Origin of the sequence: Bartonella sp. AP331QHHD (genome assembly GCF_042195905.1) — a bacterium.
Taxonomy (GTDB): domain Bacteria; phylum Pseudomonadota; class Alphaproteobacteria; order Rhizobiales; family Rhizobiaceae; genus Bartonella.
Genome location: NZ_JBHIPG010000053.1, coordinates 117,499 through 132,419, shown reverse-complemented (window position 1 = coordinate 132,419; position 14,921 = coordinate 117,499). Strand labels below are relative to the sequence as shown.

Here is a 14,921-nt window from a genome sequence, read left to right as displayed (position 1 = left end):
AATAGAACAAGAGATGGAAAAGATTTTGGCAAAAGCTGCTTAAACCTATGGGGGTGCTCTCTCCTCCCAGCACCCCCACCCTTTCCTAACACTTTCAACACATGCGTGCTCCACGCTACGGGTGGATTGTACGCAAATCAAGGAAATAAACCATGGAAAATAAATATGAACTGACTGATGAAACAACTGAGGTTGATGGCAAAACTCTCCACCGCATTCGTGCCTTACGAGACTTTGGTGGTATTAAAGCAGACGACCTAGGCGGTCTTATAGAGCATGAAGGCAACTTATCCCATGAGGGCAATTGTTGGATTTGGTATAAGGCTTGTGTTTTTGGAGATGCCCGTGTTTATGGCAATGCACTTGTTTTCGATGAAGCAAAAATTTCCGATAATGCACGTGTTTACGAGAGCGCACACGTTTTCGATGAAGCGCGCGTTTACGGTCGTGCAGAAATTTATGGAGAAGCAAAAGTTTACGGTGATGCAAAAGTTTACCGTAGCGCACACGTTGATGACTATAACGCCATATCAACTGGAGAAAAGACCAGATGAAAAAATATGAACTGACAGATGAAACAATCGAAGTTGGGCGCAAAACGCTCCGCCGCATTCGTGCATTGAGAGATTTGGGGGACGTCAAGAAAGGTGATCTTGGCGGCTATATCGAGAAAGAAGACAATCTAAGTCATGATGGCAATTGCTGGGTTGGGGGTTATGCCAAGGTTTATGATGATGCTAAGGTTTACGAAAATGCACATGTTTACGGTTATGCCGAGGTTTACGACAATTCTCGTATTTATGGCAAAGCAGAAGTTTTCGATGAACCATGCATTTACGGTCATGCAGAAGTTTACGGTGATGCATATATTTGCGGTGAACCGAACGTTTTTGATAATGCAGAAGTTTATGGCAATGCACAAGTTTACGAAGAGGCATACATTTACGATAGGGCGCGTGTTTACGGCAATGCGCAAGTTTACGGTGATGCGCATATTTACGGTCATGCAAAAATTTACGGTGATGCATGTGTATGTTGGAACGACTGGATTGATGACGATAGAAGAATCTCAACTAGAGAAAAAACCAGATGAGAAAATAACGAACTACTAATCTTATAGTATCTCTATAAGCCGTTTCTAACACCGAAAAACCAACTTTTAAACACCAGCGTGATTCACGCCACGGGGGAATTACATCTCAATGAAGGGGAATAAACATGCCACACCGCCCACCTACTATCACGCAACCAGCTATTGCTCGTGCTTTAAGAGAAGCTAAAAAACAAGGATGTGAACTCATAGAAATCAAACCTACAGGGGAATTATTAATTCATATCAATAAAACCATAACACCAACAACGACAGATAATACTTATAGCATTGACGATTTTCCACCACTTGAAAACGAGCAAGAAGACTACGAGACCAGCAAAAGTTGCCCCTCTGTCGACGGTATAAAGTTTTAGCCATGCCAAAACACCGTCCGCCGCATCTTGTTCGTGAACGTACACGCCATGGTAAAGTTATATGGTATGTACGTATTGGTCATGGACCACGGTTTCGGATTGAAGGAACCTATGGAACGCAAGAGTTTGTTGATAATTATACGCTGGCTATTAAACAAGCTCAAAATGGCTCCTCCAAAACAAAGAGGCGTACTAGACACACAGAAGGGTCTTTCGATTGGTTGTTGCATCAGTATTTACAAAGCATGCAATGGCATAATCAATCAGAATCTACTAAAAAAGTTAAATATCGAATTCTGAATAATGTTTCTAAACATATCGGTGATCGTGCATATAAAAGCATAAACAAACAACACATTCTTGAAGCCGTAGACAGAAGGCGAGAGACCCCCGCGGCGGCAAAACATTTTTTGACCTCTTTAAACGGTCTCTTTAATTGGGCGGTTGATAATGCCCTTTTAAATAGAAATCCTGCCTTTAATATAAAAGCACCAAAATCTTTAAACAGTGAGGGATTGCTGCCATGGCTAGAAGAGGACATAGACAAATATTATCACCGTTGGTCACATGGTACACATGAACGCGTCTGGATTGATGTTCTTCTTTATACAGGCTTGCGTCGTGGTGATGCCGTCCGTATCGGCTGGAAAGACGTCAAAGATAATATCATTTATCTCAAAACAGAAAAGAGCCAATTTAAAACAGATGTTTTTCTTCCTATTTTACCAGAACTAGAGGAAACCCTTAAAATTGGTCCCATAGGTAATGAAACATTTATTTGTGGTAAAGGTGGAAATAAGCTTGTCAAAGAAAGTTTTGGCAACCTCTTTCGTGAAGCATGTAATGCGGCGGGTATTAAAAAATCAGCGCACGGATTGCGAAAATTAGCAGCAACACGTGCAGCCAATGCTGGTGCGACAGTTTCGCAAATGAAAGCGCTTTTTGGCTGGACAGAAGATAAAATGGCATCTCTTTATACCAAAACAGCCGATAGAAAACGCCTTGCAATAGAAGCCATTAAAAAACTTCAAAAAGGTTAGAGCAACGGGCGGAAGCTAAAAAACTAAAGCCCCGTCAAAATTATAAACGAAATCAAAGCGACGTTTGATGTGCTTCAGAAACCAGAGGAGAAATAGGTGGTTGTGTCTGTTGCATTGTTTGCCATAAATTATAATTTGTTTGCATATCCAGCCAAAATTTCGCTTTACTAAAACCAGCTAGTTCTAATTTCACTGCAAGTTCGGTACTCATAGAGGCATGTCCGTTAATCACTCTTGATAGAGAAGCTCTTGTCATATGGAGATGATTAGCTAACTTTTGTATTGTTATCCCCATTTCGTCTAAGAAAGCTACTTTTAGAACTTCGCCCGGATGTGCGGGGTTATGCATCATTATTTTCGTTCCTTTCATCAATGGTAATCTTGATAATCAACAAGCTCCACATCTGTTCCTATAAAGCGAAAAGTAACACGCCAATTTCCATTCACCCATATAGAATAGTATCCTGTAAGTTCACCTTTAAGAGGATGCATTTTAAAGGCAGGTGCTTTCAACATTTCGGGCGTGGTAGCACTTGTTAAAGCCGTTAAGATAACGCGTAATTTCTTTACGTGATCTGGTCGAATAGCTTTTGTGGAACCTGTTGTATAAAATAATTTTAAGCCCTTATGTCTGAAACTCACAATTGCCATTAGCACCCCTTATCGTATACTATTACTATACGATTTATAAAAATAAGAGTCAAGTAAGATACTGGAAAATCTGATTACATATTTGGATAAAATGATTGAGAATAAGCTATAAAAAAGTTCGGGATAGACATAAAAATAAGTTAATAAAATCAATGGAATTAAAATTCCCTTACCTTTATATAAGTTATTGATTGCATATAAATGTAGCATTCCCACTCTGCTCATCATTTGCATAGACTGGATTGGTACCAGCGATAATATCAGCTCCAACACCATGGATGCTACCTTTGTGGGCTTGCATATTAACAGCGCGTCCTGCTTCTATTGTACCTGTTACCGCGGTAGAAGTCTGAACAGAGGCTTCTGCCTTCTCTGTCTTAAAGCCCACGGTTACGCTAGCAGAAACATCAGCAATATCACGAATAGACTGTTTAAGGTTTCCACCCTTCATCTCATTATAAAGACCTTTGCCTTTGCTATAGAGATCATAGCCTTTTAGACCAGCAATAAGACCATTACCGATTTTGTGTTTTGTATCCCCATGACCAAAACGTTTGGCTGCATCCTTTACATCTTTTACTGTACCAAGAATGCCCACATTGACAGAGCCTGTCACACCAGCAAAAGACTTTTCATGCTTTTCTTTTGCGTTAGAGGTATCATAGCTTTCTGATAGGGTGATATTATTGCCGGCATCCATGTTGACATCACGATCCGCCGAAACAATGGTTGCTTGTAAATTCACATCATTGCCACCATTGATCTGCACATCTTGGCGTGCCGTGATGTGTGATTGTGTGGAAGTGGTTTCCCATTGATCGCCCGTATCTTTGGCGCTTGCAATTCCAACACCTACAGAAGCACCGCTGTTGCTCTTTTCAAACTGAATGCCAAAGCCTGTACGTTCTTCCTTTGAGCTTGAGGAATGGCTATTATGACCAGGTGAAACATTCACATCATGCGCTGCGGTAAGATTAACATTTTCCCCTGCAAGATCAGAGCCAACAATTTTCACATCTTTTTTCTTGGCAGTGATGTTGATCGTACCATCCGCATTGAGAGAAGAACCTTGATGCTCAAAACTCTCTTCATTTTCTGTCTTTCCCTCACTCCCGTATATCGACACAAAGCCCTTACCTGATCCCACACCAAAACCTGTTTCATGGGTCTCTGAATGGCTTTTATGGTGATCTGTCATGCCATCAATCGTCACATTTTCTCCGCTCACATTGATATCTTGACCGGAAAGCAGATGAGAAGCAGTGATTGTGGTCTCTTTGTCTGATTGCGTGATAATGTTTCCCGTTGCCCCAAGGATAGAGGAGACCGTTGTGGTATGCGATTGAGATGTATCGGACGATTTCTCATGCAAAAAGCCACTTGATGACGATTGTGCTTGCTGATCCAAGTGTTCTTGGGCGCCTTTTATAGTAATCTTTCCCCCAGAGTGAATGGTAATATCCGCTTGTTTCTGTTCTCCTGGTGCTTTCTCTCCTGACGTTTCCTCTGCCTTACCGGCTACGAGCGTCGAGGCGACAACTTCCGTGTTGTTTCCGGAATCAATGGCAATGCCTTCACCCCCTGTTATGCTTGACCCCACAACTTGGCGCACATCCATCTTGTTATGCTCAGATTTGCTGCTACTAAACACCNGGAATCAATGGCAATGCCTTCACCCCCTGTTATGCTTGACCCCACAACTTGGCGCACATCCATCTTGTTATGCTCAGATTTGCTGCTACTAAACACCCCACCGTCTTTATGGTACGACATCTCATAATGTAAGCTATCCTCTGCATTATTGATGAGAATATCGTTGCTGGCTTTCAGCCCCACCTTGCCATCAGCCGCAATGGAACTACCTGTGACGCTAAGATCATGCGGTTTGCCATCCTGCCCTGCAATGACAGTGGTGTCACCTCCCGATTTTATCGAAGAGCCAACGGCATGAGAGGCTTGCATATCCACTTTCGTGTTTTTGGTGCGAAGATGATACTCCATCTCATCGTTTCTTACCCCTATTGTTACCTCCCCTTGGGCGCCAAGAGCAACATTGCCCTTGGCATCTATATCGGAAGCAGCCATATGGATATCTTTTCCAGAGAGAACAGTGGTCTCTTTTCCAGAACTTAAATGAGAGCCATTGTGCACGGCGACATGAAAGGTTTGATCCCCGCGATGACTATTGGTACTGTTGCGTGTGGCATCAATCGAAACATTCCTCTCAGCTTGCAAGAGAAGTTTATCCTTTGTTTGAACATCAGAGCCTAAAATATTCAAATCTTTTCCAAAGACATAAGTGAGATTGATGTACTTTGAAAAATATTTATTTAAAAAAAATGTGTGAATACACAACAACAAGTATATTCCGTTTAGGGCGTTCTGTTTTGCATGAGGAGTATGATCCCATTAAAAATGAAGAGATTAAGAGGAATAAAATAGAGAGATAATAAAATAAAGGCCCCGTTAAACGAGGCCTTAGTATTTTTTGTGCTGATAATTTCATTTTTACGAAATTAGAATTTGTAAGCGACACCTACACGGAAGTCATTGGTTTTGTAGTTGAATTCACGTGTATCGTTGGCGAATTTCTTTTTACCAAAATCGGAGTAACGGTATTCAGCACGTAAAAGAACGTTGTCTGTCATTGCAAAGTCAACTCCACCACCAATAGTGAAACCAAGCATTGTCTTCGTGTCATCAGCCCAAGTGCCACCAGTCAAATCTATGGCTTGCTTAGCCCCTGCCTCTGGCACTTTTCCATCCCCGTCAGCTTTCTGCTCAACTTTAGCTCTCTCTCCTTTTCCTGCAACGGATTGAATGCCCTGCACCTGCGCATAGGCAATACCACCAGCAACATAAGGCATAATACGGTCAACAGCAGCAAAACCGATACGGACACGTGTCGCACCAGACCATTTTTCTTTGTAACTGTGCGTTTCTGTTACCTTGTCACCGTTTTCAAACCGTTGCTGACCTTTTAATTCAACCTTAACTTTTTCAAGGGCATCATTAAAATTTGCTGCATCTTTTTCAGTAAGAGTCAATTCACGGGCTTTTTTTGATTCTTCACGGTCTGCCCAAACTGCATCGGTTTCAACACCGAGAACGAGACCATTTCCGAGGTCTACGTTAGATCCGGCATAAATGCCACCCATGAAACCAGAAGGACTAGGTGTGTTATCTTTTTTGAAAAGTTCTTTATCTTCTCCTGGAATAGTTACTTTAGTTTTACTCGAAAAGTTACCAACTTGACCACCAAGATAAAAGCCTGTCCAAGAAAACGAAGGGGCTGCTGCGATAACTGCTGGGGCTGTTTCACGAGGGATGATAATATCAGCAGCTTGTGCTGCAGAAGCTGAAATTAAAGCGGCAATAGAAGTTGCTATTAAAGATTTTGTATTCATAATTTTGCTCCTAAATTAACTATCAAACGACCTTACAAGATTACAGATAGAAAAGCTGTAGTAAAAATATCACAATCACACAAATAAACCCTAGAAAACAGTGGTTTTGTAAAAGTCAAGATCTCTTGAAAATTTAACTTTTTATTAATACTTTTTTATTCATAATTGCACTTTTGATGAAATTAGAACTTGTAAGCGATACTTACACGAAAGTCATTGGTTGTGTAGCCTAGTTTAAGATAATCCTTTTTACATTCCTTCTTACCAAAGTCTGAGTAACAGTATTCCGCACGAAGCAGAATTGATCTGTCATCGCGAAATCTATACCACCACCAAGGATAAAACCCTCCATCGTTTTTGTTTTATTAAATACTGTAGCAGAAACTCTTTACTTGGCTTACCCATTTGCCAACTTTTTTGTTCCTGAAACTTTACCAACACCTTGTATTTGCGCATAAGCAATACCATCGCAAGATAAGGCATAATACTGTCAGCGACAGAAAAACCAACACAAACCCGTGTTGCACCAGACCTTTTTTCTTTGAAACCAATGCGATACACTGCTGTGTCACCCTTTTGAAACTTTTTATTTTCATCCAATGTAACACCAGCAATGCAACACCAGCATCTTCAAATTCATCATTAAAATCATTAAATTCATCAACCACAAGAATCTTTGAGACCGTCTTCGTCTCTCCTCGGTCTGCCCAGACTGCATCGGTTTCAACACCTAGAATGAGAACATTTCCAAGATCTACGTTGGAACCTAAATAAATACCACCGATGAAACCGGAAGGCATAGGTAGTGCATCTTTATCTGAAGTTTTTTCTTTTGTCTCAAAATCAAATACATAAACTTTGACTTGAAAAGTTGCCAACTTAACTACCAAGATAAAAACCTGTCTAAGAAAACGAAAGAGCTGTGATAACTGTTGGAGCTGTTTTACGAGGAATGACAATATCAGCAGCTTGTGCCGCAGAAGCTGTAGTCATAGCGATAACAAAAGTTGTTACTAAAGATTTTATATTCGTAAACTTTGCTCCTCATTTATTTACGAGCACAGTATTATACGACTACAAAAAAACGCTGTAGTAAAATGATACAATCATAGGAAACGAAAGCTGACGCAAGATAAAGTCATTTCATAACTTCACGTTTCATAAGAAATTGTAAGTTACAAGTATGTGTAAATTATTGATTTTATGGCATAATTGTTATCTGTCATTTATAAAAATCTTTTTAAGAAAATCTAAATAATATCTTTTACTCCCCTAATAAATATAGGGTATGTGATAATATAACAACAGAAAATAATAGAGGCCCTGTCAAAGACAGAGCCTCTTGGAAGTTTATTTCGTTTTTTACGAAATTAGAATTTATATGCAACGCCAACACGGAAATCATTGACTCTGTATTGAAGTTCAGCTGTGTCTTTAAAGTATTTCTTTTTACCGTAGTCTGAGTAACGGTATTCTGCACGCAACAGAACATTGTCTGTCATTGCGAAGTCAACACCAGCACCAAGGGTGAAACCAACAAGGGTCTTTGTTTCATCATATACGTTACCAGAAGCAACCAATTTACCAGAATCAGCAGAAGGATTAGCAGAAGTATCAACAGCTTTTTTTACTTCAATTGCGGAAATTCCTTGTATTTGCGTATAAGCAACACCACCAGCGATATAAGGCATGATACGATCAGCAGCAAAACCAATGCGAACGCGTGTAGCACCAGACCACTTTTCTTTCAGAGTAACACTTTCGGTGTATGCATCTCCAGATGCAACTCTTAGACCATCTTTCACTGGAATCTTAGCTTCTGTAAGGATTTTAGTAATACCTTCAGCAGTTTTATTTAATAATCCTCCAACCGTATGTTCACCGTAATTAACTGTATCTTTTTTACCAACAAAAGAGACATCTGTATCCAAGCCAAAGACTACACCACTGCCGAGATCAATATTGTAACCTGTGTATAGACCACCGATCATACCGGAAAACTTAAAATCGTTTGAAAAGTTGTCAGATTTCATTGAACGACCACCAATCTGAGCACCAAGATAAAAACCTGTCCAAGAATAGGCAGGGGCTGCTGAGATGACTGCTGGGGCTGTTTCACGAGGGATGACAACATCAGCAGCTTGTGCTGCAGAAGCTGCCGCTATAGCGATAACAGAAGTTGTTACTAAAGATTTTATATTCATAAACTTTGCTCCTAATTTATTTATGAGCACAGTGCTACAAGATTACAGAAAGAAAAGCTGTAGTAAAAATGATACAGTCACAGAAAATGGAGGGCACATCCCAGACAAAATCGCTTCATAGCTTGATTTTGTACGAGAAACCTAAAGATATATATATAAATAACTTATTGGTTTTTAAATGTAATTCTTGTTTATTGTCTATGATTTTTTTAAGAAAATCTGAATAATATCTTTTCACATCCACAATAAATTATGTATTGTGTGATAATATGGCAACAGAAAATAACAGAGGCTCTGTCTTTGACAGAGCCTCTGTTATTTAACTTATCATCTGTTAAAATTTGTAAGCAACACCAACACGGAAATCATTGGTTTTGTAAGAAGTCTCATATTTATCATTTGAGAATTTCTTTTTACCAAAATCAGAGTAACGATATTCCGCACGGACAATAACGTTATTGGTCATTGCTAAATCAACACCAGCACCAAGCGTGTAACCAACAAGGGTCTTTGTTTCATCAGACAGAGTACCAGAAGCGATTACTTTGTCTGAATCTTTATCTGTTATTGAAATCAACGCACTATCTTGAAGCTGTGTATAAGCGATACCACCAGCAACATAAGGCATAATGCGTTCAGCTGCAAAACCAATACGCACGCGCGTTGCACCAGCCCACTTTTCTTTAAAAGTGAAACTGTGGGTTCGTTTAGCACCAGGTTTAAGCGCATCTTTACCAATATTAATTGCAGCGTCTTTTAATACCTTGTTAATATAATTGATGTGTTCTGGGGCAATGACATATGTTTTTCCTGTCTTCGTGTCATCTTTATTAGACCACATGATATCTGTATCAACACCTAGAATAAGGCCATTACCAAGATCAACGTTGGAACCTGCATAAAGACCACCCATGAAACCAGATAGTTTAGGCAAAAGGTCATCAGGCGCTGGAATCTTGTTTCCATTACTGAGAATATCCATTTTCGTTTTACCCGAAAAACCACCAATCTGGCCCCCAACATAAAAACCTGTCCAAGAAAAAGTTGGAGCAACAATAACGGGAGCAACAGGTGTTGGTCTTGGGGGAACAATAACATCTGCTGCTTGTGCTGCTGAAGCTGAAACAAAAGCGAAAGCAGAAGCTGTTATTAACCATTTCATATTCATATTTTCTCTCCATAGCTGAATATTTATTTGAACACACCGTTTCATATAGAGCCCCATCTTCAGATATCTGTAGCAAAAATGATACACTTATAAAAAAAAACAAAAAGCCAATCAAAGTACCCTTAATTGCTTGATCTGTAATAAATGAGAATTAAACTATGCCTATGCACAAAATGATCTCTTTTCCTCACATTTTCTCTCCTTTATCATTTTGAAAAAAACTGTGCCACAGTACCCTCCGTGTAAAGCGTGTGCTATTGACATAAAAATATAATATATTGATTTATAATGAAAAAATATCTTTTATATTAATTCGTCTGCAATATTGACGATGCTCTTATCTTAAGCCTTTTTATATTAAAGCCCCCCAGCACCTCACAAACGAGCAAGTGTGTGAATAAATAAAACTATTTAAAAGCTAGAATGGCTCCTATTAATATTCTCAATATTATAACAATGAAGACTGTTACAATATTGAGAGCAGCTAAATGTAACAGTTCCATTTAAATTCATACAAACAACGTTTTTAGCTTCATCCTTCGTATAACCAAATGTGAATAGCTCTTTGATTATTTTTTCATCATTGTAAAGAATGCTTGTACCCGACAGAATAAGATCTTCACTACCCCATGAACTGCAACAAAATTACATGTAATTTCATCACGCTTGCTCTTTGTTTTTAATTTAGGAATTTATTCCTTTTTGACATATTTACGCTTCTGCTTAACTTTCTAGAAAATCTTTTCCAGAGCTTTAGCCCTATTTGTAGGCTATCATTTCATACTCTTTTTAGCTAAATTGAAAAAAATACCTAAAGACAGACAACCGGTATGACAAACATTAAAACTTATATAGAAATCTCCTTAAAGCTGAAAAAACGAGAAATCTTTCTTAAAGTTTTCACACCATACCTTGCTTTAAAAATCATGAATTTGGCAGAAAAAATATCTGATATTTTGAATCATAGACAAATGAATATTTTATAAATTCTGTAGTCGAAGCATACCATCAAAGATCAAAAGTTTAACATTTTTGTTGCTTCACTCGATTTTGATGAAGTATCCTCTCTGCAAACAGCTTAGTTTCTTGTCGAGAGGATTTTCTTAACTCCTTACTTATGTGATTCACTTAACTAAAGGCTCTCTCTGGACAAGCCCCTCTAAAAATACTTATCAAGGAGTTTTATATGCGCTGTATAGTTACGCTTAAAATGACAGTATTTACAGTATAACAGCGTAACCCAAAATCGGGAGGTTATATTTATCCAAACCTATGAATTTTGTAGAGCGATTGCCATTATACAGAGTATTCTTACACCGAAATCCACCTCCCCATATCTTTTCCAAATAGTACCCTTCACCCCCTCCGTACACAATTATAATAGCCTTTGCGAACAACTGCTCCTCCACTTTTCAAATGATAAAAATATCTCCTCTCTTCAATTCCCGATCATACGTTAGACCTCTTGATGTTGTTTTCTTACTTTTTAATAACTCATTGGACTTCGACCAAATAAGTCTGGTCGTTTTCCTTTCCCTGATCCTTTTTTAGGCTTTTTAAATCTTTTTTTACCAGAATATGATACAGGTACTAACTTAGCTGCTGTTATGCATTGGTTGTTATGCGTGCAAGAAAGTTCCATTTGAACAACTTCAGAGAAGATCTTGCTCAAGTGTTCACTAGAAAAAAGATCTCTAGGAAGAACAAGAGAAGGTATACCCTCTATTAACTTTTGAGAAGACAAGAAAGAAGCACCCTGAGCTACAGAGATTGAAGCAAACGTAGCGAAAGCCGTAATAAAATATTTTATGTTCATAAATTTAACCTCATTAAATATCCATAATGGATTTTATCTAGTGTCTTCATTGCAAATTTCTAGAGAAAAATAGCATGTTTATAGATAAAAAGTGAGAATCCTCAAAAAACAAAGCTTTGAAGCATTTTAATTTTAAAATAAAAGAAAATTGCCCTGCTCTGCCAACATAGAAATTACTTATTGAGTAATAAATAAAGGCACGAAGTATCGTCTGAAAATAATAAACTATACGAACTTCATATAATATACTGATTTATAATGATAATTTAGCGTTATTCATATTGACTGAGAATCCTAAATACCATAAGATTCTCTCATTCCAAATCTTTTTCATGTTGAATCAATCAAAACCATTTGTTTGCACGTTACAAGTTGTGAGAGCTGTGTAGATAAAAAACACTAAAAAAAAAAGACTAAAAATGCCTCTTATGAACCGTCTCAAGTGCTAAGGACTTACACAACATTGGGAATTGGCACAGTTGTGTGGATGGTAGCGGCTTGTTACTCCATAAGCATAAAGATGGTAGTGTTCAATAGATTTTATATTGGTATTGGAAGCTTTATTGTTATATCTTTTATGAGCGCCACCGTAAAATGAACTTGGGTGTCGGTTTCTTTACAAAAAGCACATGAATTAGCAACACAAATATATTCCGTTTAGAGCGTTCTGTTTTACACGAAGAACGTAAATCCATTAAAAACATGAGAAACAAAAGTATGGGGCAATGCGTAATCTCTATTATTTAACAGACATTGCTTTAAATACTTTTGAAAGTCGTAAAGCAGAATTAAAAATGATGGTAAAGATGAGATTGGTTTTTTACATTTACACATTCATATTCTCCCCCAATTAGGCTGTATACCGGTTTCAGAGATTTAAGTCTTCCAACCTACCGTATGTTTTCAGCCTCTCCTCAAAATTGCTTTGTTTCAAATAAAAGCTGTTACAAAAATAAAAAATATGAATTCGCAAAAGTACCTTTATTGCCTAAACTTCAAATGAAATAGCACTTAAGAATTTATTATAATTCTTATCAGAAAAGATGAGAGGATAAAATGCCCATAATGTACAAGCATTTTGTCCTCTCACATCAATAATTAACTCCATTTAAAAGCCAATTTTAAAGTTAGCTATGCGCAAAAATATCAACTTCCGCCCATCCTAAAAGATCAAGCCTAGCTCTCATAGGCAAAAATTGAAAGCATGCCTTGGCAACATTTTCTCGCTCTTCACGTCTTAAACGTTCTTCAAATATAACCTTTAAACGATGCAAATATAACACATCCGACGCAGCATATTCAATTTGTGCCTGTGATAACGTTTCTGCCGCCCAATCCGAAGATTGTTGCTGTTTAGAAATATTCACATTCAGCAATTCATTACAAATTTCTTTCAAACCATGACGATCCGTATAAGTGCGCGTGAGTTTCGAAGCAATCTTTGTACAAAAAATAGCCTCTGGCATAACACCAAATGTATGTGCTAAAATAGCAAGATCAAAACGCCCAAAATGGAATATTTTTACGACCGCTTTATCTTCAAGAAGCTTGACCAAATTAGGTGCATTCTTTTGTCCTTTAGCAATCTGTATAATATCGGCAGTACCATCTCCAGAAGAAAGCTGAACAACGCATAAACGATCACGATAGGGTTGTAATCCTAAAGTCTCGGTATCAATCGCAATGGCATCAGTTTTATAATTGTCTAAGTTTGGTAAATCACCTTGATGAACGCGAATCTCAGCCATTTACCCTCCTACTTGCTAAAGCAGCAAGAATACGCGCCCAAGACCGCTGCCCCTTATGAAACGATTTTAAATTATATTTTTCATTAGGAGAATGAATACGGTCATCAGCCAGTCCAAAACCAACCAAAAGAGTTTCCATACCAAGAATTGACCGAAAATCTGCTACAATTGGGATCGAGCCCCCCATGGCTGTCAAGACAGCAGGCACTTCCCACTCTTGTGATAAGGCATCCTTCGCCTCCTTGATAAAAGATGAATCATCAGAAATCTGAAGTGCCGGAGAAGAACCGTGATTCTTAAATTCAACCTTACAATCAGCAGGAATTGAGCTACGTACATAATCACGCAACGCTTGGCGTATTTTCTCTGGATCTTGCTTATGCACCAAACGACACGATACTTTTGCACTCGCTTGAGAAGCAATAACTGTTTTCATCCCTTCCCCTTCATAGCCGCCACTAATACCATTAATTTCCATGGTAGGACGTGCCCATACAAGCTCTAAAATGCTCCGCCCTTTTTCACCAGCTGGAACGGAAAGTCCTATAGGACCAAGAAAATTTTCAGCAGTACAATTAAGTGCATTCCATGATTGTAAAATCTGTGGAGGTGTTTCTTCTACGCCATCATAAAAACCAGGAAGTGTTGCCCTATTATTTTCATCGTGAAGTCCTGCTAAGACTTTCGTTAAAATACGAATGGGGTTAGCTGCTACTCCTCCAAAATAACCAGAATGCAAATCGCGATTCGCTGCTGTGATAATAATCTCTTCTGCCATAATTCCCCGAAGAGAAAGAGCAATAGATGGTGTATCCGCATCCCACATTGACGTGTCACAAACCAATGCATAATCTGCCTTAAGTTCATCTGTATTTGCTTTTAAAAAAGGAATAAGGGAAGGAGAAGCACATTCTTCTTCTCCCTCAAATAAAACAGTAACTTTAATAGGAAGCTGCCCTGTTTCTTTCTTAAATGCACGACATGCTTCAATAAAAGTCATCAACTGACCTTTGTCATCTGAAGCTCCACGAGCACAAATAACTTTCTCTCCATCTCTCTCTTTTAAAGAAGGTGTAAATGGATCATCCTCCCATAAACTCAATGGATCAACAGGTTGAACATCATAATGTCCGTAAAACAACACATGCAAACAATCATCTGAAGGTCCAGGATGATGCCCAACAACCATTGGATGCCCCGGCGTATCACGGCGTGAAGCCTCAAAACCGATGCTTTTTAAATCCTCTACTAACCAATCAGCTGCTTTACGACATGCATCCTTGTAAGCCGAGTCTGTAGAAATCGATTGAAAACGTAAAAGAGAAAAAAGGCGTTCAAGGCTCTTCTCTATATTTCCATCAAGATGTGTTAGTACTTTATTCAGCATAAAAAAAACCTTTCAAGCCTTGTGTAATTATAT

At 38.5% G+C, this 14,921-nt stretch carries 13 protein-coding genes and 1 pseudogene; 4 read left to right on the top strand and 10 right to left on the bottom strand.

Features of this window, described 5'->3' with window-relative positions; all coding sequences use genetic code 11:
* Window positions 1-152: 152 nt before the first annotated feature.
* The 4 genes from ACFIMS_RS07220 (at window position 153) to ACFIMS_RS07205 (ending at window position 2,507) form a co-directional block, all read left to right on the top strand.
* Complete coding sequence (locus tag ACFIMS_RS07220) at window positions 153-554, top strand: hypothetical protein (protein WP_375696535.1); 402 nt, start codon at window positions 153-155, stop codon at window positions 552-554.
* Entirely contained in the window at window positions 551-1,093 is a 543-nt protein-coding gene (locus ACFIMS_RS07215; RefSeq protein WP_375696534.1) for a hypothetical protein, read from the top strand. The genes ACFIMS_RS07220 and ACFIMS_RS07215 overlap by 4 nt, the downstream gene beginning before the upstream one ends.
* Window positions 1,094-1,218: 125 nt before the next feature.
* Window positions 1,219-1,467, top strand: a complete 249-nt coding sequence (locus ACFIMS_RS07210) for a hypothetical protein (RefSeq protein ID WP_015857131.1) — start codon at window positions 1,219-1,221, stop codon at window positions 1,465-1,467.
* A gap of 2 nt (window positions 1,468-1,469) precedes the next feature.
* Window positions 1,470-2,507, top strand: a complete 1,038-nt coding sequence (locus ACFIMS_RS07205; protein ID WP_375696533.1) for a tyrosine-type recombinase/integrase — start codon at window positions 1,470-1,472, stop codon at window positions 2,505-2,507.
* 52 nt (window positions 2,508-2,559) lie between these two features.
* Here ACFIMS_RS07205 and ACFIMS_RS07200 read toward each other — a convergent pair whose 3' ends face one another.
* The 10 genes and pseudogenes from ACFIMS_RS07200 to ACFIMS_RS07155 all read right to left on the bottom strand — a co-directional run bounded on the left by ACFIMS_RS07200 (window position 2,560) and on the right by ACFIMS_RS07155 (window position 14,888).
* Window positions 2,560-2,859 carry a HigA family addiction module antitoxin gene (locus ACFIMS_RS07200; RefSeq protein WP_183194585.1) on the bottom strand — a complete coding sequence of 100 codons (300 nt, stop codon included), beginning with the start codon at window positions 2,857-2,859 and terminating at the stop codon, window positions 2,560-2,562.
* A 17-nt stretch (window positions 2,860-2,876) separates the two neighbouring features.
* Window positions 2,877-3,158, bottom strand: a complete 282-nt coding sequence (locus ACFIMS_RS07195; protein WP_183194586.1) for a type II toxin-antitoxin system RelE/ParE family toxin — start codon at window positions 3,156-3,158, stop codon at window positions 2,877-2,879.
* 208 nt (window positions 3,159-3,366) lie between these two features.
* Window positions 3,367-5,459 (bottom strand): annotated as a pseudogene (locus tag ACFIMS_RS07190) (hemagglutinin repeat-containing protein); the annotation flags it as partial.
* A 215-nt stretch (window positions 5,460-5,674) separates the two neighbouring features.
* Entirely contained in the window at window positions 5,675-6,565 is an 891-nt protein-coding gene (locus tag ACFIMS_RS07185; RefSeq protein WP_375696532.1) for an outer membrane protein, read from the bottom strand.
* 431 nt (window positions 6,566-6,996) lie between these two features.
* Complete coding sequence (locus ACFIMS_RS07180; protein ID WP_375675730.1) at window positions 6,997-7,455, bottom strand: hypothetical protein; 459 nt, start codon at window positions 7,453-7,455, stop codon at window positions 6,997-6,999.
* A gap of 480 nt (window positions 7,456-7,935) precedes the next feature.
* A complete protein-coding gene (locus ACFIMS_RS07175) occupies window positions 7,936-8,769 on the bottom strand; it encodes an outer membrane protein (RefSeq protein WP_375696531.1) in 834 nt (277 codons plus the stop codon).
* 334 nt (window positions 8,770-9,103) lie between these two features.
* On the bottom strand, window positions 9,104-9,937 hold the full coding sequence (locus ACFIMS_RS07170; protein WP_375696537.1) for an outer membrane protein: 834 nt from the start codon (window positions 9,935-9,937) through the stop codon (window positions 9,104-9,106).
* A gap of 1,486 nt (window positions 9,938-11,423) precedes the next feature.
* Window positions 11,424-11,753 carry a hypothetical protein gene (locus ACFIMS_RS07165; RefSeq protein ID WP_375696530.1) on the bottom strand — a complete coding sequence of 110 codons (330 nt, stop codon included), beginning with the start codon at window positions 11,751-11,753 and terminating at the stop codon, window positions 11,424-11,426.
* A 1,127-nt stretch (window positions 11,754-12,880) separates the two neighbouring features.
* Window positions 12,881-13,501, bottom strand: a complete 621-nt coding sequence (locus ACFIMS_RS07160) for a ribonuclease D (protein WP_375611786.1) — start codon at window positions 13,499-13,501, stop codon at window positions 12,881-12,883.
* Window positions 13,494-14,888: a M20/M25/M40 family metallo-hydrolase gene (locus ACFIMS_RS07155; protein ID WP_375696529.1), complete on the bottom strand. Its 1,395-nt coding sequence runs from the start codon at window positions 14,886-14,888 to the stop codon at window positions 13,494-13,496. The genes ACFIMS_RS07160 and ACFIMS_RS07155 overlap by 8 nt, the downstream gene beginning before the upstream one ends.
* Window positions 14,889-14,921 lie beyond the last annotated feature (33 nt).

Bases quoted from the DNA above. Each gene is read 5' to 3' on its own strand.
- ACFIMS_RS07175 (WP_375696531.1), bottom strand. From the start codon at position 8,769: ATGAATATAAAATCTTTAGTAACAACTTCTGTTATCGCTATAGCGGCA.
- ACFIMS_RS07195 (WP_183194586.1), bottom strand. From the start codon at position 3,158: ATGGCAATTGTGAGTTTCAGACATAAGGGCTTAAAATTATTTTATACA.
- ACFIMS_RS07205 (WP_375696533.1), top strand. From the start codon at position 1,470: ATGCCAAAACACCGTCCGCCGCATCTTGTTCGTGAACGTACACGCCAT.
- ACFIMS_RS07215 (WP_375696534.1), top strand. From the start codon at position 551: ATGAAAAAATATGAACTGACAGATGAAACAATCGAAGTTGGGCGCAAA.
- ACFIMS_RS07160 (WP_375611786.1), bottom strand. From the start codon at position 13,501: ATGGCTGAGATTCGCGTTCATCAAGGTGATTTACCAAACTTAGACAAT.
- ACFIMS_RS07155 (WP_375696529.1), bottom strand. From the start codon at position 14,888: ATGCTGAATAAAGTACTAACACATCTTGATGGAAATATAGAGAAGAGC.
- ACFIMS_RS07220 (WP_375696535.1), top strand. From the start codon at position 153: ATGGAAAATAAATATGAACTGACTGATGAAACAACTGAGGTTGATGGC.
- ACFIMS_RS07185 (WP_375696532.1), bottom strand. From the start codon at position 6,565: ATGAATACAAAATCTTTAATAGCAACTTCTATTGCCGCTTTAATTTCA.
- ACFIMS_RS07200 (WP_183194585.1), bottom strand. From the start codon at position 2,859: ATGATGCATAACCCCGCACATCCGGGCGAAGTTCTAAAAGTAGCTTTC.
- ACFIMS_RS07170 (WP_375696537.1), bottom strand. From the start codon at position 9,937: ATGAATATGAAATGGTTAATAACAGCTTCTGCTTTCGCTTTTGTTTCA.
- ACFIMS_RS07165 (WP_375696530.1), bottom strand. From the start codon at position 11,753: ATGAACATAAAATATTTTATTACGGCTTTCGCTACGTTTGCTTCAATC.
- ACFIMS_RS07210 (WP_015857131.1), top strand. From the start codon at position 1,219: ATGCCACACCGCCCACCTACTATCACGCAACCAGCTATTGCTCGTGCT.